This window comes from Pseudomonas sp. URIL14HWK12:I5 (genome assembly GCF_900176445.1).
In the GTDB taxonomy this organism is placed as follows: Bacteria; Pseudomonadota; Gammaproteobacteria; order Pseudomonadales; family Pseudomonadaceae; genus Aquipseudomonas; species Aquipseudomonas monteilii.
This window is the reverse complement of record NZ_FWXQ01000003.1, coordinates 290,974-317,071: the sequence shown is the minus strand read 5'-3', so window position 1 is coordinate 317,071 and position 26,098 is coordinate 290,974. Positions and strand designations below refer to the sequence as shown.

At 62.9% G+C, this 26,098-nt stretch carries 25 protein-coding genes; 9 read left to right on the top strand and 16 right to left on the bottom strand.

Annotation, left to right across the window (positions count from 1 at the left end):
- Positions 1–18 precede the first annotated feature (18 nt).
- The 6 genes from B9A31_RS09600 to B9A31_RS09575 all read right to left on the bottom strand — a co-directional run bounded on the left by B9A31_RS09600 (position 19) and on the right by B9A31_RS09575 (position 5,238).
- A complete protein-coding gene (locus B9A31_RS09600; protein WP_019097097.1) occupies positions 19–672 on the bottom strand; it encodes an HAD family hydrolase in 654 nt (217 codons plus the stop codon).
- A 14-nt stretch (positions 673–686) separates the two neighbouring features.
- Positions 687–1,676 carry an ABC transporter ATP-binding protein gene (locus B9A31_RS09595; RefSeq protein ID WP_016715517.1) on the bottom strand — a complete coding sequence of 330 codons (990 nt, stop codon included), beginning with the start codon at positions 1,674–1,676 and terminating at the stop codon, positions 687–689.
- 1 nt (position 1,677) lies between these two features.
- Positions 1,678–2,472, bottom strand: a complete 795-nt coding sequence (locus tag B9A31_RS09590) for an ABC transporter permease (RefSeq protein WP_019097098.1) — start codon at positions 2,470–2,472, stop codon at positions 1,678–1,680.
- A complete protein-coding gene (locus B9A31_RS09585; RefSeq protein ID WP_016715519.1) occupies positions 2,462–3,292 on the bottom strand; it encodes an ABC transporter permease in 831 nt (276 codons plus the stop codon). Before B9A31_RS09585 ends, B9A31_RS09590 begins: the two co-directional genes overlap by 11 nt.
- Positions 3,289–4,095, bottom strand: coding sequence for an alkaline phosphatase family protein (locus B9A31_RS09580; protein ID WP_019097100.1), 807 nt, complete (start codon positions 4,093–4,095; stop codon positions 3,289–3,291). Before B9A31_RS09580 ends, B9A31_RS09585 begins: the two co-directional genes overlap by 4 nt.
- An 84-nt stretch (positions 4,096–4,179) precedes the next feature.
- A complete protein-coding gene (locus tag B9A31_RS09575) occupies positions 4,180–5,238 on the bottom strand; it encodes an ABC transporter substrate-binding protein (protein WP_016715521.1) in 1,059 nt (352 codons plus the stop codon).
- A gap of 328 nt (positions 5,239–5,566) precedes the next feature.
- Between B9A31_RS09575 and B9A31_RS09570 the strand changes: the two genes are divergently transcribed.
- Complete coding sequence (locus B9A31_RS09570; protein WP_016715522.1) at positions 5,567–6,280, top strand: UTRA domain-containing protein; 714 nt, start codon at positions 5,567–5,569, stop codon at positions 6,278–6,280.
- 3 nt (positions 6,281–6,283) lie between these two features.
- Here B9A31_RS09570 and B9A31_RS09565 read toward each other — a convergent pair whose 3' ends face one another.
- The 7 genes from B9A31_RS09565 to minC all read right to left on the bottom strand — a co-directional run bounded on the left by B9A31_RS09565 (position 6,284) and on the right by minC (position 12,901).
- Entirely contained in the window at positions 6,284–8,437 is a 2,154-nt protein-coding gene (locus B9A31_RS09565) for a mechanosensitive ion channel family protein (RefSeq protein ID WP_025754902.1), read from the bottom strand.
- 44 nt (positions 8,438–8,481) lie between these two features.
- Positions 8,482–8,649 carry a hypothetical protein gene (locus B9A31_RS27285; RefSeq protein ID WP_016715524.1) on the bottom strand — a complete coding sequence of 56 codons (168 nt, stop codon included), beginning with the start codon at positions 8,647–8,649 and terminating at the stop codon, positions 8,482–8,484.
- 126 nt (positions 8,650–8,775) lie between these two features.
- Positions 8,776–10,065 (bottom strand): M18 family aminopeptidase, encoded by a 1,290-nt coding sequence (locus B9A31_RS09560; protein WP_016715525.1) that lies wholly within the window; start codon positions 10,063–10,065, stop codon positions 8,776–8,778.
- 107 nt (positions 10,066–10,172) lie between these two features.
- Positions 10,173–10,808, bottom strand: a complete 636-nt coding sequence (locus tag B9A31_RS09555; protein WP_011532730.1) for an RluA family pseudouridine synthase — start codon at positions 10,806–10,808, stop codon at positions 10,173–10,175.
- A 151-nt stretch (positions 10,809–10,959) separates the two neighbouring features.
- Positions 10,960–11,214 (bottom strand): cell division topological specificity factor MinE, encoded by a 255-nt coding sequence (gene minE, locus B9A31_RS09550; RefSeq protein ID WP_003252572.1) that lies wholly within the window; start codon positions 11,212–11,214, stop codon positions 10,960–10,962.
- A gap of 3 nt (positions 11,215–11,217) precedes the next feature.
- Positions 11,218–12,030 (bottom strand): septum site-determining protein MinD, encoded by an 813-nt coding sequence (gene minD, locus B9A31_RS09545; protein ID WP_019097102.1) that lies wholly within the window; start codon positions 12,028–12,030, stop codon positions 11,218–11,220.
- Between the two features lie 109 nt (positions 12,031–12,139).
- Entirely contained in the window at positions 12,140–12,901 is a 762-nt protein-coding gene (gene minC / locus B9A31_RS09540) for a septum site-determining protein MinC (RefSeq protein ID WP_019097103.1), read from the bottom strand.
- Positions 12,902–13,012: 111 nt separating this feature from the next.
- On the opposite strand from minC, the gene B9A31_RS09535 reads away from it, so the two are divergent.
- Both B9A31_RS09535 and B9A31_RS09530 read left to right on the top strand, forming a co-directional pair.
- The gene (locus tag B9A31_RS09535) at positions 13,013–13,948 is read left to right on the top strand and encodes a lipid A biosynthesis lauroyl acyltransferase (RefSeq protein WP_019097104.1); all 936 of its coding nucleotides are present in this window, start codon (positions 13,013–13,015) and stop codon (positions 13,946–13,948) included.
- Between the two features lie 25 nt (positions 13,949–13,973).
- Positions 13,974–15,122, top strand: a complete 1,149-nt coding sequence (locus B9A31_RS09530; protein ID WP_025754903.1) for a patatin-like phospholipase family protein — start codon at positions 13,974–13,976, stop codon at positions 15,120–15,122.
- A gap of 54 nt (positions 15,123–15,176) precedes the next feature.
- Here B9A31_RS09530 and B9A31_RS09525 read toward each other — a convergent pair whose 3' ends face one another.
- Positions 15,177–16,001, bottom strand: coding sequence for an MlaA family lipoprotein (locus B9A31_RS09525; RefSeq protein ID WP_027609478.1), 825 nt, complete (start codon positions 15,999–16,001; stop codon positions 15,177–15,179).
- The gene (locus tag B9A31_RS09520; protein ID WP_016715531.1) at positions 15,994–17,292 is read right to left on the bottom strand and encodes a serine protein kinase PrkA; all 1,299 of its coding nucleotides are present in this window, start codon (positions 17,290–17,292) and stop codon (positions 15,994–15,996) included. Before B9A31_RS09520 ends, B9A31_RS09525 begins: the two co-directional genes overlap by 8 nt.
- Positions 17,293–17,482: 190 nt before the next feature.
- On the opposite strand from B9A31_RS09520, the gene B9A31_RS09515 reads away from it, so the two are divergent.
- Entirely contained in the window at positions 17,483–17,836 is a 354-nt protein-coding gene (locus tag B9A31_RS09515; protein ID WP_016715532.1) for a hypothetical protein, read from the top strand.
- 75 nt (positions 17,837–17,911) lie between these two features.
- On the opposite strand, the gene B9A31_RS09510 is transcribed toward B9A31_RS09515, so the two are convergent.
- Entirely contained in the window at positions 17,912–19,477 is a 1,566-nt protein-coding gene (locus tag B9A31_RS09510; RefSeq protein ID WP_084296907.1) for a glycoside hydrolase family 17 protein, read from the bottom strand.
- A 197-nt stretch (positions 19,478–19,674) separates the two neighbouring features.
- Between B9A31_RS09510 and B9A31_RS09505 the strand changes: the two genes are divergently transcribed.
- The 5 genes from B9A31_RS09505 to B9A31_RS09485 all read left to right on the top strand — a co-directional run bounded on the left by B9A31_RS09505 (position 19,675) and on the right by B9A31_RS09485 (position 26,009).
- Positions 19,675–20,535 carry a glycine betaine ABC transporter substrate-binding protein gene (locus tag B9A31_RS09505; RefSeq protein WP_019096998.1) on the top strand — a complete coding sequence of 287 codons (861 nt, stop codon included), beginning with the start codon at positions 19,675–19,677 and terminating at the stop codon, positions 20,533–20,535.
- 242 nt (positions 20,536–20,777) lie between these two features.
- On the top strand, positions 20,778–21,089 hold the full coding sequence (locus B9A31_RS09500) for a DUF485 domain-containing protein (protein ID WP_016715535.1): 312 nt from the start codon (positions 20,778–20,780) through the stop codon (positions 21,087–21,089).
- Positions 21,086–22,750 (top strand): cation acetate symporter, encoded by a 1,665-nt coding sequence (locus B9A31_RS09495; RefSeq protein WP_016715536.1) that lies wholly within the window; start codon positions 21,086–21,088, stop codon positions 22,748–22,750. Before B9A31_RS09500 ends, B9A31_RS09495 begins: the two co-directional genes overlap by 4 nt.
- Before the next feature lie 194 nt (positions 22,751–22,944).
- Complete coding sequence (locus B9A31_RS09490; protein WP_019096997.1) at positions 22,945–23,424, top strand: CS1 type fimbrial major subunit; 480 nt, start codon at positions 22,945–22,947, stop codon at positions 23,422–23,424.
- An 86-nt stretch (positions 23,425–23,510) separates the two neighbouring features.
- A complete protein-coding gene (locus B9A31_RS09485; protein WP_084296906.1) occupies positions 23,511–26,009 on the top strand; it encodes a CS1-pili formation C-terminal domain-containing protein in 2,499 nt (832 codons plus the stop codon).
- Positions 26,010–26,098 lie beyond the last annotated feature (89 nt).

The window sequence follows — 26,098 nt, the reverse complement described above, 5'->3', positions numbered from 1 at the left end:
AAGCAGCCCCCATGGCCCTCAAGTCCAGCTCAGAATCGGCCAGCGATTGGTCTGGGCATGCTCCCGCAACACCGCATCCGGGTTCACCACATGCGGATGGTCCACCTTCAGCAGCAATGGCAAATCATTGCGTGAATCGGAATAGAAACTCGCCCCCTCCAGGTTCTCCTGTTCCTGATCCAGCCACTCCAGCAGCCGCGTAATCTTGCCTTCGCGATACGTCAGCACCCCATGGGTCTTGCCGGTATACACCCCGTTCACCGCCTCCAGCTCGATCGCCAGATATTCGTCCACCCCCAGGCGAGCCGCAATCGGCCCGACCAGGTGCGTACCCGAAGCGGAAATGATCAGGATGCGGTCCCCGCGCTTGCGGTGTTCGGCAATGCAGCGGCAGGCGTCGCCATAGATGATCGGCTCGATCACCTCTTCAACCCACGGCTCAACCAGGTGCTCGACTTCTTCCAGGGTACGCCCGGCCATCGGCTCCAGGCTGAAGGCCATGTAGTCCTCCATCTGCAGGTGGCCCTTGCCGTAGGCTTCCATCAGTTCACGGTCGCGGCGCAGGAAGTCCTTGCCGTCGACCCAGCCCAGCCGGGCCATCTGCTCGCTCCACAGCGATGCACAGTCGCCGTGGATCAGGGTTTCGTCCAGATCGAAAATTGCCAGTGCCATTGTGTTGAATCTCCTTAGGCCACTTCCCGCAGCGCCGTGGGGTCGATCGACAAGCTTACCCGTTTTCCATCCGCGTGCAGGTCGGCCGGCGAGCGGTTGAGCACGTCGACCACCAGCTCCACGTCGCGCACTTGCACGCGGTAGCGGATCACGTTGCCCAGCAAGCTGTGGCTGCGTACCTGAGCGTCCAGTTCGCCGTGTATGCCCAGTGTGATCGACTCCGGGCGGATCGCCAGGCGGCTGGCCACCGGGCGTTGCAGCAGGCGGCTGGCGCTGTCGGCATCGAGCAGGTTGTAGTTGCCGATAAAGCCGGCGGCAAACAGGTCCACCGGCGCGGTATAGAGGGTTTCGGCATCACCGCTCTGGACGATGCGTCCCTGGTTCATCAGGAAGATGCGGTCGGACATCGTCAGCGCTTCTTCCTGGTCGTGGGTGACGAAGATGGTGGTCAGCCCCAGCTCGCGCTGGATGGCCCGGATCTGCTCACGCAGGTGCTTGCGAATACGTGCATCCAGTGCCGACAGCGGCTCGTCCAGCAGCAGCAGGCGAGGGCGGGTGACCAGCGAACGGGCCAGGGCCACGCGCTGGCATTGGCCGCCAGACAACTGGTGCGGGTAACGCCCGGCAAAGCTGCCCAGCTCCACCAGGTCCAGTGCCTCGCGCACCCTTACCTGGCTTTCGTCGGCCTTGACCTTCTGCATGCGCAGGCCAAAGGCCACGTTCTGCTCCACGGTCATGTTGGGGAACAGCGCATAGCTCTGGAACACCATGCCGATGCCGCGCTTTTGCGGGCTCACGGGCACGATGTCGTGGCCGTCGAGCAGGATCTGCCCGCTGTCCACCGGGGTCAGCCCGGCGATGCAGCGCAGCAAGGTGGACTTGCCGCAACCGGATGGGCCCAGCAGGGTGACGAACTCGCCGCGTTCGATGTGGCAGTCGATGTTCTCGAACACCGGGCTGCCGGCGTAGCTTTTTTGCAGTTTCTGTACGCTGACGAAGCTCATGTCAGGTCTTGTCCTTGTTCAGGCGGTTGGCGACCCAGGTCAGTACCAGCACAAAGGCGAAGTAGGAGATCACCAGCGCGCTGTTGAAATGGCCGCTGCTGTTGCGCATGTTGTTCAGGTACACCTGCAGGGTCTCGTAACGGGTGCCGACCAGCAGGTTGGCGAACACGAACTCGCCAAACAGGAACGAAAACGACAGCAGCAACGCCACCATCAGGCCCTTGCGCAGGTTCGGCAGCACCACCAGCAGCGCGGCCTGCCAGGTGCTGGCGCCCAGCAGTTGGGCAGCGTCCATCAGGTCGCGCAGGTTGATGGCTTGCAGGTTGTTGGTGATGGCCCGGTACATGAACGGCAGGGCGATGGTGAAGTAGCAGCCGATCAGGATCCACGGCGTGCCGACCATGGCCATCGGCCCGCTGCCGTACAGCTGCAGCAGCCCCACCGACGACACTACCGGTGGCACCGCGAAGGGCAGCAGGATGAGAATGTTCATCAGCGCGTCCAGCCTGGGAAAGTGGTAATGCACCACGAACAGCAGCGGCAGAATCAGCACCACCGACAGCAGCAGTGCGCCCACGCACACCAGCAACGACTGGCCGAAAGCGGCCAGGAAGCGTGGCTCGCTCCACAGCGCCGCATACCATTTCAGGGTCAGGCCGCTGGGCAGCAGGCTGGCAGACCAGCTGGTGGCCAGCGAGTAGAGCAGGGTGCCGGCCAGTGGCAGCAGCAGGATCAGGAACAGCAGGTAGACCACGGCGCGGTGGTACCAGCCGCCGGAACGGGCGTCAGCGCGCATGGTAGCTCCTCTTCAACAGCCATTGGTGTACCACCGTGACCAGCGTCATCAGCCCCACCAGCACCATCGCCAGGGCGCTGGCCAGGTTGGGGTCGAGGCTGATGTCGCCGGCCACCAGGCCGGCGATGCGGATCGGCAGTACGTTGAAATTGCCGGTGGTCAACGCGTACACGGTGGCATAGGCCCCCAGGGCGTTGGCCAGCAGGATGACGAAGGTGCCCAGCAGTGCCGGGGTGAGTACTGGCAGGCCGATGTGCCGCCAGTATTGCCAGTGGCTGGCGCCCAGCAGCGCGGCCGACTCGCGCCAGTCTTCACGCAGGGCGTCGAAGGCGGGGTACAGCAGCAACACACCCAGCGGGATCTGGAAGTAGGTGTACACCAGGATCAGCCCGCTTTTGGAATAGATGCTGAAGTCTTCCAGCAGGCCGACTTGCTTCAGCAGCAGGGTCAGTGCGCCATTGAAACCGAGCAGGATGATGAAGGCGAACGCCAGCGGCACCCCGGCAAAGTTGCTGGTCATGTTGGCGAAGGCGCTGACGAAGTCGCGCAGTTTCGAGTCCACCTGGCGCAGCGAGTAGGCGCCGAGGGTGGCGATGACGATGCCGAACAGGCTCGACCAGAAGCTGATCTCCAGGCTGCGTTGCAGGGCTTGCAGGTAGAACTTCGAGCTGAAGACCTTGCTGAAGTTTTCGACGCCCCAGCCGGCTTCCGATTGCACGCTGTTGATCGCCACCCAGACCAGCGGGGCGACCTGGAAGATGACGAAGAACACGGCGAACGGCAGCAGGCAGAGCAGGGCCAGATAGCGGCCACGGTTCACTTGAGCAACTCCCGGCACACCGTTTTGTCGTGCGCGGCACCCAGCAGTTCACAGATGGTCCCGCACAGCTCGGTCTGCAGCGGCTTGGCCGCCGGGTCCAGGCTGAAGGCCTCGCCAAAGACGAACAGCGGCACTTCGCGCTCTTCGGTCAGCAGCCCATTGTGCGAGCGGTCATTGTTCATGCCGTGGTCGGCGGTGACCAGCACCTGGTAACCCTCTTCCAGCCAGCCTGGCAGGTAGTCGGCCAGCAGGATGTCAGCACTGCGTGCGGCGTTGCGGTACTGGCTGCTGTCCAGGCCGTGGCGGTGGCCGACGTCGTCGATGCTCATCGGGTGCACCAACAGGAAGTTGGGGGCGTGGCGGCGGCGCAGGTATTCACCGTCGGCCAGTAGGTGCGAATCGGGGTAGCGGTCGTCCCAGTAGAACAACCCATGCTGGATCGGCAGTTTCGGCGCGTGGGTGTGGCGGTCGCGCTGCGGGTCGAAGGGTGAGCGGTTATACAGCTCGCTCATCCAGTGATAGGCCGCTGCTGCGGTGCCCAGATTGGCCTCGCGGGCGTAGTGGAACACACTGCGCTGGTTGGACAGGCGGTTGACGTTGTTGTGCACGATGCCGCTGTCGATGGGGGGCACGCCGGTGAGGATGCACTCGTACAGCGGCCGCGACAGCGACGGCAGTTCGCATTCCACGCGGTACAGCGCGGCGCGGTCGGCCTCGACGTAGGCGTGCAAGTGGCCCATGGCATGGTGGGCGACCTGGTAGTTGAGACCGTCCAGCAGGACCAGGATGACATTGTGTTGCATGGTGGCTCCAGTCATAAACCGCGTTGGCTTCTTCGCGGATTTACCCGCGAAGAAGCCGGATCAGGCACTACAAAAGCTGGCCTTTTACTCCATCTCGATGATCACTTGCTCCTGCCACATCTGCGGCAGTTTCTTCGAGGTGGCTTCCCAGGCTTCGGCATTCTTGATTGGCTGAGCCGCCTTGTACTGCTCGTTCGGCAGCAACTTGGCTTGCACATCCGCCGGCAGCGTCAGGTGCTCGGCACGGATCGGCCGGGCATGCCCCTTGGCCAGGTTGATCTGCCCGGCATCGCTGAAGATGTATTCACGCGTCAGCTTGGCTGCATTGGGGTGCTTGGCGTACTTGTTGATGATGGTGGTATAGCCGGAGATCACCGTACCGTCCGACGGGATCAGCACTTCGAAACGCTTGGGGTCGATCTGCTCGCGGTAGCTCAGGCCGTTGAAGTCCCACACCACGCCGACCTCGACCTCGCCCTTCTCGATGGTCTGGATGGTCGGGTTGGCCAGCGACAGGCGCTTCTGCTGGGCCAGTTTGGTGAACAGCTGCAGGCCCGGGGCCACGTTGGTTTCGTCGCCCTTATAGGCAATGGCCGCCGCCAGTACACCGTTGGCAGCCTGTGCGGCGGTGCCGACGTCACCGATGGCCACCTTGTACTTGCCTTTTTCCAGGTCATGCCAGGAGGTTGGGCGTTCGCCTTCCTTCACCAGGTCCTTGTTGATGATGAACGCAATGGTGCCGGTATAGGCCAGCGCCCAGTGGCCGTCCTTGTCTTTGGCCCACTCCGGTACCTGGTCCCAGGTGCTGGGCTTGTACGGCTGGCTGACGCCCTTGGTCACGGCGATGGGGCCGAAGGCGGCACCCACGTCGCCGATGTCGGCGCTGGCGTTGTCCTTCTCGGCTTCGAACTTGGCGATTTCCTGCGCCGAGCTCATGTCGGTGTCGCTGTGCTTGAGGCCGTACTTGCTGGCCAGGTCTTCCCAGGTGCCTTTCCAGTTGGCCCAGGCATCGGGCATGCCCACGCTGTTGACGGTGCCTTCCTTGCGGGCGGCGTCTTCCAGGGCCTTGAGGTCCGCGGCCATGGCCGAGGTGCAGAACGCGATGGCCGAACCGAGCAGTGACGCCATGAACAACTTTTTCATCCGTAGCTCCTTGGGTGGGTGCCTTTTTACGATCGTTGTTATGAGTGAAGCCGTTGCCTGGAACCTTTGGTCTAGGTCAGCAAACCTTGAGCCAAGGTAGGCCGCTTGCGTGACAGTTTGATGTAGGGAAGGGCGCGCTCAGCGTGTCAAAGGCCCTTGGCTCTACAGCGTAGACCATGGTGACCCCCCGGTTTTGCTGGGCTGGCCCGATTCTGGCAACAGCACGGTTGCAGCGTTGTCACGGGATGTTCATCAGCCCTGCCTAGGCTTGCACTATTCTCCAAGTGCCCTGTTCTGGGGCTGGACTAGTCCAGATAGGTAACCTTTGATGCAGTCGATGCCACCGCGTGCGGTAACAGCCATCTGCCATGCCCTGCAGGAGCAGATCGAGCACGGCCTGCTGGCCCCGGGGGGCAAGCTGCCGGCCGAGCGCAAACTCAGTGAGGTGTTCGACACGACGCGGATCACCCTGCGTGAGGCACTGGCGCAGCTGGAGGCCCAAGGCCTGATCTACCGTGAAGAACGCCGCGGCTGGTTCGTTGCGCCCGAGCGGCTGACCTACGACCTGATCGAACGCAGTCACTTCCATGCCATGGTGCGCGACCAGGGGCGGGTGGCCAGTACCGAGCTGCTGTCGGCGCGCTTGCAGCCAGCCTCGGCGGCCATCTGTGCCCGCTTGCAGCTTCCGGCCTTGTCCAGTGTGGTGCGTATCTGCCGGTTACGGCGGATCGATGGGCGGGCGGTGCTGTATGCCGAGCATTACCTCAACCCCCGTTACTTTCCGGGGATTCTCGAACAGGACCTGGCGCAATCGCTTACCGAGATATATGGGCGGGTGTATGGCATCCGGTACGGGCAGGTGTGCTTCGAGATCCTGCCGACGGCGTTGCCGGTGGAGGCGGCGGGGGCGTTGAAGGTGTCGACGGGCAGCCCGGGGCTGCACATCACCCGCGTCAACAGCGACCAGCATGGGCATCTGATCGACTGTGACCTGGAGTATTGGCGGCATGATGCCATCCGCATTCGTGCCGTGGTGGGGTAGGCCCTAGCTGGAGGCGCCTGATTGCGCCATTCCACCACCACCCGCAGTCACCACCTGCACCGACAACCGTGGTGTCGCCAAGTCCAGCCCTGCCTCATCCAGCTGCCGCTTCAGCGCCAGGTTGAAGGCCCGCGACACTTCCCACTGCTTGATCGGCGCCGTCTTGAACCGCGCCCGCAAGATCGCCGACCCCGACTCGAAACTCTCCACCCCTTGCAGTTCCAGTGGCGACCAGATGTTGCGGCGCATCAGCGGGTCATTGCGCAGTTTTTGCCCCACTTCCCGAATCAGCGTGATCGCCTGGTCGATGTTCATGCTGTGCGGAATCGCCACGCGGAAAATCGCATAGCCAAACTCCCGCGAGTAGTTCTTGATGCTCTTGATCTCGCTGAACGGGATGGTATGCACGATGCCGTCAATGTCCCGCAGGCGCACGGTACGAATGGTCAGCCCCTCCACCGTGCCGAGGTGCCCGCCCACGTCCACGTAGTCGTCGATGGCCAGCGAGTCCTCGATGATGATGAACAGCCCGGTGATCAGGTCCGCCACCAGCGACTGTGCGCCAAAACCGATGGCCAGGCCGATCACACCGGCACCGGCCAGGAGTGGGGTGACGTTCATGCCCATGTTGGCCAGGGCGACGATCACCGCGATGATGAAGATGACCACGAACATCACGTTGCGGATCAACGGCATCATGGTTTGCGCACGGGCGTTGGCCAGGCCCCGGCGCGAGCGCACCAGGGCATGGTGCACGGCGGTGTCGGCAAGGATCCACACCAGCCAGGCGACGATCAGTGTGCCGGCAAGGCCCAGCAGGCGCAGGCTGATGTCGTGGCCATCGCCCTCTGCGAAGCTGATCATCGACAGGCCCCACACGCGCAGGCCCAGCTCGATGAAGACCAGCCAGATGAACAGGTGTACCAGCAGGTAGCCAAAGTTGCGCAGGCGCTCGGCATACACGGCCTGGCGCTTGTTGGCACGTTTGGGGTTGGCCGCATGGCGGCGTACCAGGCCGTTCAGCACCATGCACACCACCACCAGTACCGTGCACATCAGTGACTGGCGCAGGGCGGTGCTGGTGTCGCCCGCCGAGACGAAGGTGGCGAACAGCGAAATGGCCACCAGAATCAGTGCCGGAATGAACCAGAAGCTGCCGAGAATCTCGATGGTGTCGCTCAGGGTGCGCCGGGTCAGGCGCCGCGACAGCGGCTGGTTGCGGATCAGATGGGCGATGGGGCGGCGAAAGCGCAGGATGAACAGCCCGGTGCACAGCGCAGCGATGACGTTGGCCAAGGTGGCCAAGGCATGGGCCAGGTGGGTACCCAGTGCAACCAGCATGCGCGGGTCGCTCATGGCCTCGCCAAACGCAGCGAAGCTGCCGATCAGCCACAACGGGCGGAACGCCTGGCGCCGCAGGATGTGCAGGGCGCGGTGGCGGTGCGGGCCGTCCAGCAGCGAAAAGGCGATGACGCAGATGGCCGAGAAGCAAGTGCCCACGACCAGCGCGTAGGCCAGCACCATGGCCAGCGATTTGCCCAGCGACGGCGGCAGCACGAAGCTCAGGTAAACGGTGAATACCAGCGCCACCAGCCATGGGCCGAGCTTGCGCAAGGCAAAGCGCACCAGGTCCCAGGTGCGCGGGTGCTGCGGCAGTTCTTCGCTCAGGCCAAAGCGCAGGCGTATCCGGTGGCCGACCCAGTTGAAGGCATAGGCCAGCACACTCCACACGGCAATGACAGCGGCAAAGCCGAACAGGATGGCTGGCCACTGGTGCACCGGCACCATCAGTTCGGTCAGTTCCGCCTGGGCCTGTTCGATTTCCGCCGCCCAGCGGTGGAACGGGCTGGCGTCGCCGCTGAACTGTTTTTCGAAGTCATGCAGGGCGCCGCCGATCAGCCCGAGTACGCCCTGTTCGACGCTGGGTTGCGACTGCCTGGTCGCGTCGCGCAGCTTTTTCAGGTCGGCCAGCAGCTTGGCCCGCTGTTGGTCGTTTTCGAGGTTCTTGATCACCTCGTCCAGCGACTTGCCCAGCGGCTCGGTGGCCTCCGGTTGCGCAGGCGCACTGCCACCCAGCAGGCCAGGCAGGCCCGCCGCCTGTACCGGGGTGATGAACAGCAACAGCAGCAGGAACAGGTAACGCAGGAGGGCAGGCACTGGCAAATCTACCTCAGGTCAAACGATTGACCGAGTGTAGAGGTTTATGACGGCAGTTTCTCAAGGATCTTCCAGCAGGTGAGGCCGAAGATACCCAAGGTGCCGATCCACATCATCAGTACGCCGATATTGCGTTCGCGCATGCTGAAGCCGATGGTCAGCAGCATCAGGAACAGGAACACCGGCACGAACAGGGACAGAAACGGGGACATGGACAGCAATCCTTTTGCAGTGGGGCCATGTATCAAGCATAGCGCTTGGCAAGCGAGGCGGGATTGACCTTGAGCAGGTCCGGCCCTTTCGCGGCTAAACCCGCGAAGAGGCCGGACCTGTGTACATCAAGGCAACTCGCGGCTACGGTAGAAGGCAGTCAGCACCTTCACCAGGTGCGCCAGGTCATGGCTGCCGCACAGTTCACGAATCGAATGCATGGCAAAGGTCGGTAGCCCGATGTCCACCGTGCGCACACCCAGGTGGCTGGCGGTAATCGGCCCGATGGTCGAACCACAGCCCATGTCGCTGCGCACCACAAAGCTCTGCACCGGCACTTCCTCGGCCATGCACAGGTGGCGGAAGAACCCGGCGGTTTCGCTGTTGGTGGCGTAGCGCTGGTTGTTGTTCACCTTGATCACAGGCCCAGCGTTCAGCTTGGGCCCGTGGTTGCCGTCGTGCTTGTCGGCGTAGTTGGGGTGCACGCCGTGGGCGTTGTCCGCCGACACCATCAGCGAGCGCTGAATGGTGCGCACGTAGGCGTCGCCATCCGGCAGCAGGCGCTGCAGGGTCTGCTCCAGCATCGGGCCATCGGCGCCGCAGGCCGAGCAGCTGCCGACTTCTTCGTGGTCGTTGCACACCAGCACGCAGGTTTCATCACTGTCGGCGGCCAGCAAGGCTTGCAGGCCGGCGTAGCACGACAGCAGGTTGTCCAGGCGGGCGCCGGCGATGAAGTCGCCGTTCAGGCCGACCAGTGCAGCATCCTGGGTGTCGTAGAAGCTCAGCTCGTAATCCAGCACTACGTCGGCGATCAGCTCGTGCTCGCGGGCCAGTTGCTCGGTGAGCAGGGCGCGGAAGTCGATGCGCTCGTCTCCGGCCACCTGGGCGAGGATGGGCGGTAGCTCGTTCTGCGGGTTGATCGCCCAGCCTTCATTGGCGGTGCGGTTCAGGTGAATGGCCAGGTTGGGGATGATCGCGATCGGCAGCTTGAAGTCGATCAGCTGGCTTTCAACCTTGCCGTCACGGCGGTAGGTAACGCGCCCGGCCAGCGACAGGTCGCGGTCGAACCACGGCGCCAGCAGGGCACCGCCATACACCTCGACCCCCAGTTGCAGGAAGCCCTGGCGCTGAAGCTCGGGCTGCGGTTTCACCCGCAGGCACGGGCTGTCGGTGTGGGCGCCGACCATACGGATGCCGTTCAGCAGGGGGGCTTGCTTGCCCAGCTTGATGGCGATGATCGAGGAGTCGTTACGGGTGACGTAATAGCGGCCGCCAGGCACGGTGGCCCAGCTGTCACGCTCGTCCAGGCGCTGGTAGCCGGCCGCTTCCAGGCGCTGGGCCAGGCTGGCGGTGGCGTGGAAGGGCGTGGGGGAGGCCTTGAGGAAGTCGATAAGGCCAGAATTCAGTGCGTCGCGCATAGCTCACTCCAGACAGCAGTGGCGCGAGTTTAGCGTATTAAGTCGACAAATTGTGTCTGCCTCCTCGCGGGCTCGCCCGCGAAGAGGCAGGTGCAGCCACGCAGAAATCAGAAAGGTGCAGGGCACTCGAACTTCAACCGCTCCCCGGACACCGGGTGGGTGAAGCTCAGCATCGAGGCATGCAGGCACAGCCGCTCATGTGCCGCCAGTGCTTCGGGGTTGGCATACAGCCGGTCACCCAGCAGCGGATGCCCGATCGACAGCATGTGCACGCGCAACTGGTGCGAACGCCCGGTAATCGGCGTCAATTCCACCCGGCAGTAATCACCACAGCGCTCGACGATGCGCCAGAAAGTCAGCGCATGCTTGCCCTGCTCGTGGTCCACCACATGCCGTGGCTTGGTTGGCGGGTCGTAGCGCAGTGGCAGGTCGATGCTGCCGCTGTCCAGCGCCGGTTGGCCCCAGCACAACGCGGTGTAGGCCTTTTCGGTTTCGCGGTCGTGAAACTGGCGGGACAGCTCGCGGTGGCTGTCGGCATCGCGGGCCAGCAGGATGATGCCGGAGGTTTCCCAGTCCAGGCGGTGCACGATCAGTGCATCGGGGTAGCCGTTTTCCTGCAGGCGGGTGATCAGGCAGTCCTTGTTGTCTTCGGCGCGGCCGGGCACCGACAGCAGCAGGGTCGGTTTGTTGATGACCAGGATGGCGGCGTCTTCGTGCAGGATCTGGATGTTGGACAGCGGCATTGCTTGGTCTCTATTAAATCGGGAGAAAAAAGCGGGGCCGCTTTGCGGCCCATTCGCGGCACAAGGCCGCTCCTACAGGGGAACGCGATCCCTTGTAGGAGCGGCCTTGTGCCGCGAATGGGCTGCGAAGCAGCCCCGGCTTTCAGCCAGATCAGCGATCCGGCAGGGTGATGTTCAGCTCCAGAATCGAGCAGCTGCCCTGGTTTTCCAGCTCGATATGCACATCATCGTTGCCGATGTTCACATACTTGCGGATGACTTCCAGCAGTTCTTTCTGCAGCGCCGGCAGGTAATCCGGTTCGCTGCGTTGGCCGCGCTCGTGCGCCACGATGATCTGTAGACGCTCTTTCGCTACCGACGCGCTGGTCTGTTTCTGTCTGCCACGAAAGAAGTCAAAAAGGTTCATGGTTTACTTGCCTCCAAACAGGCGCGCGAAGAATCCTTGCTTCGGCACTTCGATGAACCGCAGGGGCTTCTCTTTGCCCAGCAGACGGTCGACGGTATCGCTGTAGGCCTGGCCGGCATCGCTCTGGTCGTCGAGGATGACCGGGATACCCTGGTTGGAAGCCTTCAGCACGGCCTGGGACTCGGGGATCACGCCCTTGAGCTTGATCGCCAGGATTTCTTCGACGTCGGCGATGCTCAGCATTTCGCCCTTTTCCACACGCTCGGGGTGGTAGCGGGTGATCAGCAGGTGTTCCTTGATCGGCTCTTCGCCGTTTTCGGAGCGGCGCGACTTGCTCGACAGGATGCCCAGCATGCGGTCGGAGTCACGTACCGAGGACACTTCCGGGTTGGTGACCACGATGGCTTCGTCGGCGAAGTACATGGCCAGGTGCGCGCCTTTTTCGATACCGGCTGGCGAGTCGCAGATGACGAATTCGAAGTCTTTCTTCAGCTCCATCAGCACCTTTTCAACGCCTTCCTGGGTCAGCGCGTCCTTGTCACGGGTCTGGCTGGCGGCCAGCACGTACAGGTTCTCGAGGCGCTTGTCCTTGATCAGGGCCTGTTGCAGGTTGGCTTCGCCGTTGACCACGTTGACGAAGTCGTACACCACGCGGCGCTCGCAGCCCATGATCAGGTCGAGGTTACGCAGGCCCACGTCGAAGTCGACGATGACGGTCTTGTGGCCACGCAGTGCGAGGCCGGTACCAATGGCGGCGCTGGTGGTGGTCTTGCCCACACCCCCCTTGCCGGAAGTAACCACGAGAATCTTGGCCAAGGTGTTTCACCCCTAAAATAGTCGGGACACGGGTCCCTGCAAATAACTGAAATAGCTTAAATAACGGCAACGGTAAAAAAGTTGCTCTAAAAATGCTGGCAAGTATCCGTTAAAGACGGGTGATGTTCAACACGTCACCAGACAGGCTGACTTGCACGCCGGTGCCCCACAGCGGGTCGCGGCGCAGGTCTTCGCAGACCTTGTACTGGCCGGCGATCGAGACCATTTCTGCGGTCATCTGCTGGCAGAAGATACGCGCCTTGGTGTTACCTTTGATGCCGGCCAGGGCGCGGCCGCGCATGGCGCCGTACACATGGATGTTGCCATCGGCCAGAAGTTCCGCACCCGGGCTGACCGAAGCGGTAACGATCAGATCGCCACCTTGGGCGTAGATCTGCTGGCCGCCGCGTACCGGCGAGGTAATGATGCGGGTCGGGCGCACTTCGGGTTCCGGTGCCGGTGGTGGTGCCGGGGCCGGCTCGGGCTTCCTGACCACCTCGGGCTCTGGCTCCAGTGGCCGCTCGCGGGCGCCGGAAGGCGGCAGTACCGGCAGGTCGATGGCGATGGCGGCGGCGATGTCCTCGATGCGGTTGGCGCGGATGGCCAGGGTACGCAAGCCGTGGTGGCGGCAGATCCGCATCAAGCCGGGCAGGTCGATTGCCCCTTCGTCGGCTGGCAGTTTGTCCAGCGCCAGCACCAGCGGCGTGTTGCTGAAGAAATTCGGTGCCTGGGCGACTTTGGCCGCCAGCTGGCGGTCGAGGGCTTCAAGGTCATTGCGCGCCAGTTCCAGTACGGTAATGGCGAGCATGCTGCCCTTGAGCTGGAACACGGAGGCGGTGTCGGGTGTGTGGTTTGGGCTCATGGTCTGCATAGACGGCTTGTTGCGAAAAAAGTGCCCTGACTTATAACGAGAACACCGGTTGCCCGCAACATGCACTGATCCGTTGTAGAATGCGCGGCCTTTGTCTTTCCGGATGCTTCAATGGAACGCCCGCGTTTTCGTCCCTATTACCTTCACCCCAAGTTCTGGGGCCTGTGGCTGGGCCTGGGCCTGCTGTGGCTGGTGGTCCAGTTGCCGTACCGGGTGCTGTTGAAAATCGGTGCCGGGTTGGGTGCCGTGATGTATCACTTTGCCGGTGAGCGTCGGCGCATTGCCGCACGCAACCTGGAGCTGTGTTTCCCGGAGCTGTCGGTCGACGAACGGCAGCGTTTGCTCAAGGCCAATTTTGCGTCCACCGGTATCGCCTTCTTCGAAATGGCCATGAGCTGGTGGTGGCCCAAGGCCAGGCTGGCGCGCCTGGCCCATGTCGAAGGGCTGGAGCATCTGCAGGCCGCCCAGCAGGCGGGGCAGGGCGCCATTCTGATGGCGGTGCACTTCACCACGCTGGAAATCGGCGCGGCGCTGCTAGGCCAGCAGCACACCATCGACGGTATGTACCGCGAACATGGCAATGCGCTGTTCGACTTCATCCAGCGCAGTGGGCGTGAGCGGCATAACCTCGACTCGCTGGCGGTGGAGCGCGAGGACGTGCGCGGCATGCTCAAGCTGCTGCGTTCGGGCCGCGCGATCTGGTACGCACCGGACCAGGACTACGGCGCCAAGCAAAGCATTTTCGTGCCGCTGTTCGGTATCCCGGCAGCGACGGTAACCGCCACTACCAAGTTTGCCCGGCTGGGCAAGGCGCAGGTGATTCCGTTCACCCAGAGGCGCCTGGAGGATGGCAGCGGCTATCGGCTGGTGATCCACCCGCCATTGGAAGACTTCCCTGGCGAGAGTGAAGAGGCTGATTGCCTGCGCATCAACCAGTGGGTTGAAAGTGTGTTGCGCGAGTGCCCTGAGCAATACTTGTGGGCGCACCGCCGGTTCAAGTCGCGGCCTGAGGGTGCGCCGCGGTTGTATGACAAGAAAAAGCGCTGAAAACAGCTGAACCAGGAAGGATGCCATGGCCCCACCTCCGGTAACCGGTCTTATCCTTTCTGGCGGTGGCGCCCGCGCTGCCTATCAGGTCGGCGTACTGGCCGGCATCGCCGAGTTGCTGCCTGCCGGTGCGCACAACCCCTTTCCGGTCATCGTCGGCACGTCTGCCGGGGCCATCAACGCGGTTACCCTGGCCAGCGGTGCCACTCACTTCAACGATGCGGTGCAACGGCTTACCACCTTCTGGCAGAACTTTCGCAGCCACCAGGTCATTCGCAGCGACTGGCCCGGCGTGGTGCGCCAGGCCAGTCGCTTCGTTGGCCACAACCTGCTAGGTATTGGAGGCCCGGCACCCGTGGCGCTGCTGGACAGCAGTCCATTGCGAGGCTTGCTGGAAGCACACCTGAACCTGGACGGCATTGGCCATTCCCTGGTCGCCGGGCAGTTGCGCGCCGTGGCAATCACGGCCTTTGGCTACGAGTCTGGTCAGGCGGTCACCTTCTACCAGGGCCGTGGCAGCATCGAGGCCTGGCTGCGCCATCGCCGCATCGGCCTACCCACGCAGCTGACCATCGACCACCTGCTGGCCAGCGCGGCAATTCCGCTGCTGTTTGCCCCGGTGCAACTGGGCGACGAGTTTTACGGCGACGGCGCAGTACGCCAGTCGGCGCCTATCAGCCCGGCCTTGCACCTGGGCGCCAGCCGGGTGCTGGTGGTCGGGGTCAGCGGCAACCCGCAGCGGCCGGCACCACCGTTGCCGACCCAGCGGGTGTTCAGCGGGCAGCAGCCGAGCCTGGCACAGATTGGCGGGCACATGCTCAACAGCACGTTCATTGATAGCCTGGAAGACGATATCGAACTGCTGCAGCGGCTCAACCACCTCAGCCGGCTGTTGCCGGCGCACCTGGACGCCCGTCGCCTGGGGCTGGCGCCGATCGACGTACTGGTGGTGGCGCCCAGTCAGCCGCTGGACGAGATTGCCGCGCGGCACCGGCGTGAGCTGCCGGCGGCGTTGCGCTTGTTCCTGCGTGGGCCGGGGGCGACGCGGACCAGCGGGGCGGGGGTGTTGAGCTATTTGCTGTTCGAGGCGAGCTATTGCAGTGAGCTGATCGAGTTGGGGCGGCGGGATGCTCTGGCCAAGAAGCGGGAGTTGTGTCAGTTCCTGGGGGTTTGATGTTGCCTGCACTGGCCCTTTCGCAAGTGAACCCGCGAAAGGGCCGGCACAGGTTTACTCGGCTATCTGCAACTTGCGCGCCTGGGTATACACATACCGCACCTTTTCATACTCGAACGGCGAGTTCAGCTGCCCATAGCGGAATTTGGTGGTATAGCGCTTGTCCACCACCTGCAAGGCAAAGATTTCCGGGTGGTCGGTGCTGGCTTCGGCCATATTCAGGTAGTTGATGGCCTGCTCGCCCGCATAGTCAACCACCAGCCCGGTGGTATCGCGCAGGTTCGATGGCCCCAGCACCGGCAGCATCAGGTACGGCCCGTCTGGCACACCATAGAACCCCAGGGTCTGGCCGAAGTCTTCGCTCTGGCGCGGCAGGCCCATGCTGGTCGCCGGGTCCCATAGCCCACCCACACCAATGATGGTGTTGAACATCAGCCGCGCCGTGATCTCCGCCGAACGCTTGGCTTTCAGCTGCAGTACGCTGTTGAACAGGTTCGGCACATCACCGATGTTGTTGAAGAAGTTGCTCACCCCGGTACGCACGAAGCGCGGGGTGACGTACTGGTAGCCACTCACCAGCGGCAGCAGCACCCATTGGTCCAGGCGGTAGTTGAAGTGGTAGATGCGCCGGTTGATCGACTCCAGCGGGTCGTACACGTTCAGCGCCTCCAGGGTAGAGCGCTCGAACTCGCGCTGGTCCAGCCCGGGGTTGAATTTCAACTCGCGCAGCGGGTCGAGAAAGCCGTCTGCTTCGGGCGCCAGCGGTGTGGCAGTCACCTGAGGGTCGGCTTCGACCACGCTGGCCCGTGGGGCGGTTTCGGCGGCCAGCGCGTGGCCGGCGGCAAGCAGGGCAGTGGCGAAGAGGAGTTTGTTAACCACGGAAGAACTCCAGCATGGCGTCACTGTTGACGCGGTAATTGAGGTTGCCGCAATGGCCGCCATGGGGATAAAGGGTCAGCCGGTCACCAAACACCTTGCGCAGGAAGCCGATATCGCCGGGGCCAAGGATGACGTCGTCAGCGTTGTGCATCACTGCAATCTTGTCGCTGCTGCGCAGGTAGTCTTCCAGGGCATACAGGCTTACCTGATTGACCAGTTGCAGGATGCTGTTGCCGTCGGTGCGGGCGCGCCACATGGGGATCACCTGCTCGGTCATGTAGCAGTCGAAATCGCACTGCAGGGCACGTTTGAAGAACGGCGTGAGGCTACTGCCCTCGGTGATCGGGAACTTCGGCGGAATGATCAGGCCGCGGCGGTTGATCAGGTCGGAGGTAAAGGCAATGTCGGCCGCCGAGAAGCGGAACGAGGTGCCGATCAGCATGGCCATCTGTTCATTGGACAAGTGCTGGCGCGACTGCTGGAAGTCGTACAGCAGGGCGTCATTGAGGTCGATGTAGCCCTTGTCCTGGAAGTAGCGCGTGAGCTTCTGCAACATCAGCTCGTAGAAGGTGGTGCTGCGGTCGATGCCCTTGACCTGGGTTTGCACCAGCTTGTCCAGGTTGTTGATCGAGGTGTACAGGTTGACCGGTGGGTTCAACAGCAGCACGCGCTTGAAGTTGAAGCTGCGGCGGGTTTCGTCCAGGTGGCTGACGAAGGCCGCATCCAGCGCACCCAGGCTATAGCCGGTGAGGTAGAAGTCACTGACTGGCAGGCGCGGGTGCTGCGCGCGCACGGCTTGCATCACCCGGTACATGTCTTCGGCGTCGTCCTTGCTGACACCGGGGGTGGCAAAGCGCGAAGCGGCGCTCATGAAGTCGTAGCTGGTGGGCGACGACAATTGCACTACGTGGAAACCGGCCTGGTAGAACAGCTTTTTCAGGTATTCGTTGATGCTGCTGGTGTACGGTGCGCCGGTGCCCGCGATGATGAAGATCAGCGGCGCCTCGCGGTCCTGGCGGGCCAGGCGGTACTTGAGTTTTTTCACTGCCCAGAAGTTGTCGGGCAGGGTGAACTCGCGCTCCGGGCGCAGGTTGAGGCTGTAGTCGGACTGGTTGATTTCGTCGTCGCTGGGCAGGGTAGGGCGCTGGTCCGGCGGCGTGGTGGCGATGGTGGCCTCGAACGGGTTGGTCAAAGGGAAGCCGTAGCTGGCGGCGTCGATATCCCGCGCCGAAGCGGCCGCAGCCATGAGCAGGCTGCCGAGCAGGGCAGCGAGGCGCAAAGATCGAAGCATGTAGTCCCCCAAAAGAACGCAAGGTCGAGCGGTGTGCAGGCTAGGACCACATCAACGCGGGCAAAGTTGCCTGGCGCGGTGGCCTTTGGTGTGCCTGTTATCTGCAACATAGCTGCAGGGTTGTGATTTTGCCTTACATCGGGGCATAAGCGATCATGGATGCTTTCGATTACCGCTATTGGAGAACGGGATGTCTCGTACGCTGCCGGCTGCGCTGCTTGTGCTGTTTCTTGGGCTGTGGCTTGCAGCCAGTTATGGCGTGCGTTACGGCTTGATGGAGGACGGGCAGTGGGTGGGGTTGTGCACGACACCCGCGGCGTACTGGCAGTGTGAGGTCCGGTCGTTGTTGGGGTTGGGCATTCACCATCAGGTGATGGCCTGGTCTGGGCTGGGCCTTGCGCTGTTGGCGCAGGTGGTGACCGGCCGCACCGGCGGGTGGCTGGCGGTGCTGGCCTTGGTTTTTGCGGTACCAGCGCTGGTGCTGTATACCGCCAGCATTGCGGTGTTTGCGCTGGTCCTGGCGGGGTTGCGGTTGGTTCGGTAATTGCGGTGGGGCTCAAAGGTGCATGCCTTGGGTACTGTGGTGGGGCGGCGCTCGATCTGCGCGCCATCTCAACAATCAAGCCGGACGCAGCCGCAAGCTGCGCCACAAAGCCGCGGTCATTAGCACGCTCACCACCGCCCAACCCCAAGCCTGCTGGTTCTCCAGCCCTTCCACGAACAACTGCGGCGCCACCCCGGCCCCGACAATGAACGCCAGCAACGCCACCTCTGCCCGCCGTGCCCGCACCGGCCACAGCACATACACCAGCGCCGGCAACGCCAGCGCCGCACTGGGGAAGCTGCGGTAGCGAGGGTCGAACACCATCGCCAGCATGCTCACCGCTGCGGCGAAGCCCGCCGCCAGCAACATCCAGCCTGCCCGTGCCTGCAGCCAGGCGAACAGGCGCTCGCGCCAACCGGCCCGCTGCGCCAAGGCCAGCAGCGCGTGGGCCAGCACCAGCAGGTTCAACCCGGCCAGCGTCACCGCCCATACCCACTCCCCGGCAAAGCGCGCATGGGTGCGCATCAGCTCACCCCACAACCCCAGGCATCCGGTGCCAAACGCCGCCAGCAATGGCAGCAGCAAGGCTGCCTGAACCGTTGCGGGGCGCCCGGCAAGTAACAGCATGGCCAGCATCGACAATGCACTGGCCAGCAACCACTGCGGCCAGTAATGCAGGTTGCTCACCGGCCCCTCCAGCACGCCCTTGTCCTGCCGGTCTGCATCGTAAAGCCCCCAGTAACCGCCGACGGCCCCCTCGTTGGCACGTTTCCAGGGTTGGTCGAATGCTTCGATCAGGTTGTAGCGCCAGCCGTTGCTCTCAGCCATGGCCACAAAACCGCGAATGAAACGCGCCTCGTTGACCCGGCTGGGCACTGCGGTTTCGCGCTGGCGGCCTTCGCTGGGCCAGCCGGTTTCGCCGATCAGGATGTCTTTGGGTGCGAAGCGTGTGCCGAACACCCTGCGCACATCGGCCACATGGGCCAAGGCTTCGTCGATACCGCGAGGGTCGTCTTCCCAGTAGGGCAAGAGGTGGATAGTCAAGAAGTCCACCTGCGGCGCTACCTGCGGGTGCTGCAGCCAGAACTCCCATACATCCGCGTAGGTCACCGGCACCTTCACCTGGCTCTTCACACGGGCGATTAGCGTGGCCAGGTGTGCGCCGGTCACCTCTTTGCGCAGCAAGGTTTCGTTGCCGACGATCACCGCGCTGACCACATCCGGGTTGGCGTTGGCGGTGGCAATCAGCAGGTCGATTTCCCTGTCGGTATCGGCCGGGTGGGCGTTAACCCAGGCACCGAGCATCACTTTCAGGCCATGCTTGCGCGCCAGCGCGGGGATTGCCTCAAGACCGGTCATGGAATAGGTACGGATGCACTGGAATCGCTCAGCCAGCAAAGCAAGGTCGGCGTCCATCCGCGCCGGGCGCAGGCGAAACGGCTGATCGTAGGGCGATTGGTCCTTGTCGAACGGCGTGTAGGACGCGCATTGCAACTTGTGCGACGGGCTGGCCGCATCCGGCAGGTGAACCGGCTTGCCAAGCCCGTACCAGAGCCCTGCAAGCCCGAGCAGGGCCAACAGGCAGGCAAGCAGGTACAACGGCAACAGCAGGCGGGCAGAGCTGGGCATCGGGCGGTCCATCGTCAGGCGCAAAAGGGTAGATAGTAGCCCGGCGCCAAAGCTTTGGCATGCAAGGATCGCGCAGGTCGGCGTAAGCCGATGGCGCTAATGGCACAGTGCTGTCGCATATGGGGCGGGTACAGGTCGCAGCTGGATCAGGTCGCCCGGTGTTGCAGGCAGATGATGCAATCTCCTAGACCTGACGAGGGGATGCTTTGATGGCTGCGATAAAAAGAATGCGACGTTTACTGGGTGTGGGCACCGCCCTGGTAATGGCCATGAGCGCTGCACAGGCAATGGCCAAAGAAGTAAGCATCGGTTACGTGGATGGGTGGGCCGACAGCGTGGCCACCACCAACGTGGCTGCAGAAGTGATCAAGCAGAAGCTCGGCTACGACGTGAAGTTGCAGGCCGTGGCCACGGGCATCATGTGGCAGGGTGTGGCAACCGGCAAGCTCGATGCCATGTTGTCGGCCTGGTTGCCCGTCACCCATGGCGAGTACTGGGCCAAGAACAAGGACAACGTGGTCGACTACGGCCCTAACTTCAAGGACGCCAAGATCGGCCTGATCGTGCCCGAGTACGTCAAGGCGGTGAGCATTGCCGACCTCAAGACCGACAGCAGCTTCAAGCAGAAGATTGTCGGCATCGACGCCGGCTCCGGCGTAATGCTCAAGACCGACCAGGCCATCAAGGACTACGACCTGACTGGCTACAAGCTGCAGGCAAGCTCCGGCGCGGCCATGACCGCAGAGCTGGGCCGTGCCTATGCCAAGCAGCAGTCGATTGCGGTCACTGGCTGGGTACCGCACTGGATGTTCGCCAAGTGGAAGCTGAAGTTCCTCGAAGACCCGAAAGGCGTGTATGGCGCGGCGGAAACCGTGAACAGCATCGGCAGCAAGGAACTGGCGACCAAGGCGCCGGAAGTGGCGGAGTTCCTGAAGAAGTTCAACTGGCAGTCCAAAGACGAGATTGGCGAGGTGATGCTGGCGATCCAGGAAGGGGCCAAGCCTGAAGCAGCGGCCAAGGATTGGGTGGCCAAGCACCCTGATCGCGTGAAGGAGTGGACTGGCAAGTAAATGCGCTTGGCGTTGTACTTTCAGCGCCTGTGAGATCGAGCGCCGCGCGGGCGGCGCTCGATCTTGCAGGCGCTGAAAGAGCAACGGCAAGCACCTTTCAGCCCTCACCCATTCAGCTCTTTGTTTCAAATCCGGTAAAACACCGTTGCATCTAAGACTAAGGTCGTCTGGTTGCCGTCCAACAGCCGCATAAAGTAAGGGCGTGGGTTTCATCCCCTACCTGTGCTGCTAGGACAAAAACAATGAACGACAGCATTTACCTCTCGATACAAAACAGCCCCCGTTTCAAGGAGCTGGTCACCAAACGCGAACGGTTCGCCTGGATTCTCTCGGCGATCATGCTCGGCCTTTACTGCGCCTTCATCCTCCTGATTGCCTACGGTCCTCAAGTACTGGGCGCCAAGCTCAGCCCTGAGTCGTCGATTACCTGGGGCATTCCCCTGGGCGTCGGCCTGATCGTTTCGGCATTCGTCCTGACCGCCATCTACGTACGCCGCGCCAACGGCGAATTCGATGAGCTGAACAAGGCCATCCTGAAGGAGGCGCAACAATGATTCGCCACGCCAAAACCCTGGCCGTACTGGCCTGCGGAGCCTTCGCACCCGCCGTGTGGGCTGCCGATGCCCTGACCGGCGAGGTGCAGAAACAACCGCTGAACGTTTCCGCCATTGCCATGTTCGTGGCCTTTGTCGCCTTCACCCTCGGCATCACCTACTGGGCCTCCAAGCGCAACAAGTCAGCGTCGGACTACTACGCTGCCGGCGGCAAGATCACTGGCTTCCAGAACGGCCTGGCAATTGCCGGCGACTACATGTCGGCCGCCTCGTTCCTGGGTATTTCCGCGCTGGTGTTCACCTCTGGCTACGATGGCCTGATCTACTCCATCGGTTTCCTGGTCGGCTGGCCGATCATCCTCTTCCTGATTGCCGAACGCCTGCGCAACCTGGGCAAGTACACCTTCGCCGACGTGGCCTCGTACCGCCTCGGGCAAAAGGAAATCCGCACCCTGTCGGCGTCCGGTTCGCTGGTGGTGGTGGCGTTCTACCTGATCGCCCAGATGGTCGGTGCCGGCAAGCTGATCGAGCTGCTGTTCGGCCTGGACTACCATGTGGCGGTGATCCTGGTGGGTATCCTGATGTGCCTGTACGTGCTGTTCGGCGGCATGCTGGCCACCACCTGGGTACAGATCATCAAGGCCGTGCTGCTGCTGTCCGGTGCCAGCTTCATGGCGCTGATGGTCATGAAACACGTGGGCTTCGACTTCAACACCCTGTTCTCCGAAGCCATCAAGGTACACGCCAAGGGCGAAGCGATCATGAGCCCGGGTGGCCTGGTCAAAGACCCGATCTCGGCGTTCTCGCTGGGCCTGGCGCTGATGTTCGGTACCGCAGGCCTGCCGCACATCCTGATGCGCTTCTTCACCGTCAGTGACGCCAAGGAAGCCCGCAAGAGCGTGCTGTACGCCACTGGCTTCATCGGCTACTTCTACATCCTCACCTTCATCATCGGCTTTGGCGCCATCCTGCTGGTCAGCACCAACCCAGACTTCAAGGACGCCGCTGGCGCCCTGCTGGGTGGTAACAACATGGCGGCGGTGCACCTGGCCAATGCCGTGGGTGGCAGCGTGTTCCTGGGCTTCATTTCGGCGGTCGCCTTCGCCACCATCCTGGCGGTGGTTGCCGGCCTGACCCTGGCCGGTGCCTCGGCGGTGTCCCACGACCTGTACGCCAGCGTATGGCGCAAGGGCAAGGCCAACGACAAGGACGAGATCCGCGTATCGAAGATCACCACCGTCGCCCTGGGCGTGCTGGCGATCGGCCTGGGTATCCTGTTCGAGAAGCAGAACATCGCCTTCATGGTGGGCCTGGCGTTCTCCATCGCGGCCAGCTGCAACTTCCCGGTGCTGCTGCTTTCGATGTACTGGAAAAAGCTCACCACCCGCGGCGCCATGATTGGCGGCTGGCTGGGCCTGGTGAGTGCGGTGACGCTGATGATCCTCGGCCCGACCATCTGGGTGCAGATCCTCGGCCACGAGAAAGCCATCTACCCGTACGAGTACCCGGCGCTGTTCTCGATGGCCATTGCCTTCGTCAGCATCTGGTTCTTCTCGGTCACCGACAAGTCCAAGGCGGCTGACGACGAACGTGCGCTGTTCTACCCGCAGTTCGTGCGTTCGCAAACGGGCCTGGGTGCCAGTGGGGCGGTGTCTCACTAACGCTTGAACGCTGATACACAACGCCCCGCCAGTCGGGGCGTTGTCGTTTCTGGCTGATCGTCTTTCAAGTCGTTGGGAAATTTCCGAAGCCCGTTCGGAACGGTCCTAGTTAGCGGCGAGCTGCAAAGTTGAACAATCTCCTTGCTCACCGGAAAAGTCCGGTAGGCATTACCTTATCAAGGAGATAGCCCCCCGTGAAACGTTCGCTGCTTGCCCTGCCCCTGACCCTGCTGTTTGCCGGTGCCGCCTTTGCCGTTGACCCTATCGAGAAGCAAGTGCAAATCGTCGCGCAGGTGCCGACCGATGCCTTCTTCGTCGAGCCAGTCGGCGGCAACTGGATGAACGATCCGCAAGAAATGGTCTGGAACTCCTATCAGCAAAAACTCGACCCGATCCGCAAGGAACTGCAGGTCAAGAGCACCGTCGGCCCGATCACTGCCTACCTGGTATCGCCGGCAGTGATCGCCAGCGGTACCCACAACATCGGCCTGGACGTGACAGTGGGCGATACCGTCCTGAAGACAACGCCAGCTGAGGTCGTCAGCGCTGCGCAAGCGGCCTCGGGCGCCACCGTCGGTTTCAACGTCGCGGCCCAGGCGGCCCCCTCGACCGGGTATGAGCCAGGCAACTATCAAGGCTTGGTGAGCATGATCTTCGAAACCGCTGCGCCCTGATTCCGCCCCCAGCGTTCATCAACGTTTCCTGCACCGGCCTTCGCTTCTAGCGAGGGGCGGGCAGGTCTTGCCTGCAAGCGATGCCCATGACCGATCACTCTTTCATCGCTGCCACACGCTGCTGGCTGACGCTGGCCGCCACCCTTGCGCTATGGTCCGTAACAGGCCCGGCAGTGAGTGCTAACTTGGGTGCGGCCGAAGGATTGCCGAAGGAATTCGAGGCGCATTTCTTCGACGTGCCATTGGCCGTTCGGGTCGACTTGGATGGCCGCTACTTGGGCGACGCTATGGTAGTCCTCGACCGCGATCAGCGTGTGCAGCTACTTGAATTCACCGACACCCTCGAAAGCCGCGAGCCCGAAAGCCTGCGCCGCCGCTGGCGGGAGCGGCTGGCCAATCCTCGATACCTGGGGGATTGCCGGGGAGACTGCCCTGACGGCTTGCGTGCCGTGCATTACAGCCTGGTCAATTCGCAGTTGTCTTTGCTGACCGACCAGGCCGAAGTGTCCGGCACCGCTGAGCGCTATCACCGCCTGCCAGAACAGGGCAGCCATGGCCTGCTGCTGCGCAACCAGCTCAACCTGCTGAATGATGGCCAGGCAACCAGTGGCCGATACGCCTTGCAGGGGCAGGGCAGTGTCGGGCAATGGACCGCCTTGGCCGAAGGCCAACTCGACCGTGGCAGTGACAACCGCCAGGGCACCCGCTACCGGGTCGACCAACTCTATGGTGAACGCCTGGTAGAGGACCATTTCTACCGCCTGGGGTACTTCACCCCCGGCGCCCAAGGGCTGACGCGCCAGCCCAGGCTGATGGGAGCCAGCCCAGACACCACCGTGGGGGTGATGTTCGGCAGCAGCGACAGCTTGCTGATCGACAGCGCGGCGCCCAGTGCCACGCCGATCTATGTCACCCCCAACCGCCCGGCAATCGCCGAAATCTATCGCAACGGCGTGCTGATCAACAGCCAGCCCGTGCAGCCCGGTTTGCAGACACTCGACACCAAAGTGCTGCCAGGCGGCATCTATGAAGTCGAGGTGCGCCTGGTCGAGGATGGCCAGGAAAGCTCGCGCAGCCAGGCATTCATCTACAAGCCTGGCAACTGGCGCAGCACGGATGCCCCTTGGCGCTATAACCTGTACCTCGGGCAGCAGACCCACCAGTTCAGCAACTGGCAGCATGACAAGGACGATACCCTCGCCGCCGGAGTGCTGGCCAATTACCTGCTGCACCCGCGCGCAATCCTCGGCTTGTCTGCCCAACGCATCGACGATGCCCTGCAGTATGGAACGTCGCTGGACTGGGACGTGCGTGACCGTTTCAAGTTGTATGGCAACCTGTTCCAGGCCCAAGGCCATGGCAACGGCTATGATCTGCAGCTGATCCATGCCTATGAAGGTGGTTCGCTGGTAGCCAGCCACAGCCGCAGTTGGCTGGCCCGGTCGCAACGGGATCGACAGGACGACCAAGCCGCGCGGCCATTCCAGGCGCGCCAGACGCAATCGTCCTTGTCGCTGAGCCACCGGCTGGACCCGCGCAACACCGCCAGTGTGCGCCTGTCCCACAGCAGCGGCGGTGATGCCGGTACCGGTGTCGATCTGGGTTGGTCCTACTACGGTCGGCTGCTGGGCTCCGATGCCAACTGGCGCCTGACGCTGTTCGACCGCCCCGGCAACAGCGCCACCGGTGATGCACGCAGCCGAGGGGTCAACCTTAGCCTCAGCATGAGCCTGGGTGGCAATGGGCGGCGTGTGTCTGCCAGCGTCGGCAGCCGCACATCACGCGATGGCGGCCGCGATCTCAACACGTCGCTTGGCTATCAGCAGGACGTCGAACTTGGGCCCCTGCGCAGCGTTGGCGCCACCCTCAGCGCCGATCGCTATGGTGCAGGCCTGGAGGGCGAGACCCAGTTCGAGAGCCAAGTGCTGCATGGCGATGCCTACGTGCAGCGTTCCTCGTACAACGGTGAATTCAGCGGTGGCCTTAACCTGGAAAGCCTGGTTGCCATCGGTGCTGGCAAAGCTGCCGTCAGTGGCCAGTACCTGCCGCATCAGGCGGCGCTGATCGTCGATGTAGACAGCGACATCGACGGCCTGAAGTTGCGTGCCGACGATGCGCTGGGCGCCAACTTGCACCCTGGGCGCAACATCATCCCAGTGACGCCTTACAAGGCCGGGCATGTGCAATTCGATTTCGACAATGGCGATACCACGGCGGCGGTAATCCAGCCGTCGAGCATGGATTATCACCTTAACCGTGGAGGCATCGAATACCGCCAGTTGCGTGTGTTGCGCACGGTGACCGTGCTGGGGCGTTTGCTCGATGGCCAAGGGCAACCTCTGCGCGGCGCCCAGGTGGTCAATCACGCCAGCCGCAGTGTCAGCGAGGCCGATGGTTTTTTCGCCGTGGAAATGAGCCACACCACACCCACCCTGGACGTTCGCCTGCGCGGCCAGGCGTTGTGCCTGCTGCGTCTGGACCTGGCCACTTTGCCTCGTGAAGGCGACGTGCTGTTGGCCGGCGACCAGCGCTGCCTGCCTGAGTACGCGACGTCGGTGGGCATGGCGCGGGAGCCAGCCCAATGAATACCGGCAGCCGCTTTTCCGAAGGCGTTTTCAGAAACGTCCTACTGCTTTCCTCGTGGCCGCTAGCTGCGCTGAGCAATAACCTAACC

Bases quoted from the DNA above. Each gene is read 5' to 3' on its own strand.
- B9A31_RS09575 (WP_016715521.1), bottom strand. From the start codon at position 5,238: ATGAAAAAGTTGTTCATGGCGTCACTGCTCGGTTCGGCCATCGCGTTC.
- B9A31_RS09590 (WP_019097098.1), bottom strand. From the start codon at position 2,472: ATGCGCGCTGACGCCCGTTCCGGCGGCTGGTACCACCGCGCCGTGGTC.
- B9A31_RS09555 (WP_011532730.1), bottom strand. From the start codon at position 10,808: ATGCCGCTGTCCAACATCCAGATCCTGCACGAAGACGCCGCCATCCTG.
- B9A31_RS09530 (WP_025754903.1), top strand. From the start codon at position 13,974: ATGGCCCCACCTCCGGTAACCGGTCTTATCCTTTCTGGCGGTGGCGCC.
- B9A31_RS09595 (WP_016715517.1), bottom strand. From the start codon at position 1,676: ATGAGCTTCGTCAGCGTACAGAAACTGCAAAAAAGCTACGCCGGCAGC.
- B9A31_RS09570 (WP_016715522.1), top strand. From the start codon at position 5,567: ATGCAGTCGATGCCACCGCGTGCGGTAACAGCCATCTGCCATGCCCTG.
- B9A31_RS09560 (WP_016715525.1), bottom strand. From the start codon at position 10,065: ATGCGCGACGCACTGAATTCTGGCCTTATCGACTTCCTCAAGGCCTCC.
- B9A31_RS09535 (WP_019097104.1), top strand. From the start codon at position 13,013: ATGGAACGCCCGCGTTTTCGTCCCTATTACCTTCACCCCAAGTTCTGG.
- B9A31_RS09500 (WP_016715535.1), top strand. From the start codon at position 20,778: ATGAACGACAGCATTTACCTCTCGATACAAAACAGCCCCCGTTTCAAG.
- B9A31_RS09520 (WP_016715531.1), bottom strand. From the start codon at position 17,292: ATGCTTCGATCTTTGCGCCTCGCTGCCCTGCTCGGCAGCCTGCTCATG.
- B9A31_RS09510 (WP_084296907.1), bottom strand. From the start codon at position 19,477: ATGGACCGCCCGATGCCCAGCTCTGCCCGCCTGCTGTTGCCGTTGTAC.
- B9A31_RS27285 (WP_016715524.1), bottom strand. From the start codon at position 8,649: ATGTCCCCGTTTCTGTCCCTGTTCGTGCCGGTGTTCCTGTTCCTGATG.
- B9A31_RS09505 (WP_019096998.1), top strand. From the start codon at position 19,675: ATGGCTGCGATAAAAAGAATGCGACGTTTACTGGGTGTGGGCACCGCC.
- B9A31_RS09600 (WP_019097097.1), bottom strand. From the start codon at position 672: ATGGCACTGGCAATTTTCGATCTGGACGAAACCCTGATCCACGGCGAC.
- B9A31_RS09495 (WP_016715536.1), top strand. From the start codon at position 21,086: ATGATTCGCCACGCCAAAACCCTGGCCGTACTGGCCTGCGGAGCCTTC.
- B9A31_RS09485 (WP_084296906.1), top strand. From the start codon at position 23,511: ATGACCGATCACTCTTTCATCGCTGCCACACGCTGCTGGCTGACGCTG.
- B9A31_RS09580 (WP_019097100.1), bottom strand. From the start codon at position 4,095: ATGCAACACAATGTCATCCTGGTCCTGCTGGACGGTCTCAACTACCAG.
- minE (WP_003252572.1), bottom strand. From the start codon at position 11,214: ATGAACCTTTTTGACTTCTTTCGTGGCAGACAGAAACAGACCAGCGCG.
- minC (WP_019097103.1), bottom strand. From the start codon at position 12,901: ATGCAGACCATGAGCCCAAACCACACACCCGACACCGCCTCCGTGTTC.
- B9A31_RS09515 (WP_016715532.1), top strand. From the start codon at position 17,483: ATGTCTCGTACGCTGCCGGCTGCGCTGCTTGTGCTGTTTCTTGGGCTG.